Annotated in this window: 1 protein-coding gene; it reads right to left on the bottom strand. The window is 41.3% G+C overall.

Annotated features, from left to right (window positions below; all coding sequences use genetic code 11):
- The coding region (locus BCT81_RS27210) for a S1-like domain-containing RNA-binding protein (RefSeq protein ID WP_102426483.1) at window positions 1–642 on the bottom strand (642 nt) is incomplete at its 3' end.
- Window positions 643–671: the final 29 nt, after the last annotated feature.

Below are 671 nucleotides of genomic sequence, written 5' to 3'. Positions count from 1 at the left end.
GCCTTTCAGCGTCTTACCAATAAATAACTTACCGATAATGTCCGATGGGAAAATCATGCCCCAGTGTTCGCCATTCACGATCGCTTTGTAGCCTAGCTGGCTGCGTTCAGCGATGATTAAGTCAACTTGCTGGTTACGTTTGTAATTCGCCGGAGTGTTGTCTAACCATTTGTTAAACTTAGTTGTGCCTACAATGCGGCTAGATGCTTTATCAATGTACACATATACTAAGATTGACTGACCTTCGTTTAATCGACCACGTTGTTCGCTGAAAGGGACCAGTAGGTCTTTACCTTTCACGCCCCAGTTCATGAATGCACCGGTGCTGTTTACACCTTCAACAGTCATCAAGCCAAACTGACCAACTTGTGCGATAGGTTTTTCAGTAGTTGCAGCGATCTGGTTGTCAGAATCAATGTATAAGAACACATCTAACTTTTGACCAATTTCAACACCTTCAGGAGTAAATCGTTTCGGTAGCAACACGGTTCCATAGTCGCTAGCGTCAAGGAATACACCGAAATCTGCTTGTTTTACTACTTCTAAGTTGTTTATTTGACCAATATTAATCATCAAGATTGTCTCTACTTTAAATTTGGCGGAGATTATACGTGATCTCTGATATGCTTTCGCTAGTTTCATTCATATTTTTACATTCTAGGAGCCATCGT

Origin of the sequence: Vibrio sp. 10N.261.52.A1 (assembly GCF_002876325.1) — a bacterium.
Lineage (GTDB): Bacteria > Pseudomonadota > Gammaproteobacteria > Enterobacterales > Vibrionaceae > Vibrio > Vibrio chagasii.
This window is presented reverse-complemented; position numbering and strand designations above follow the sequence as displayed.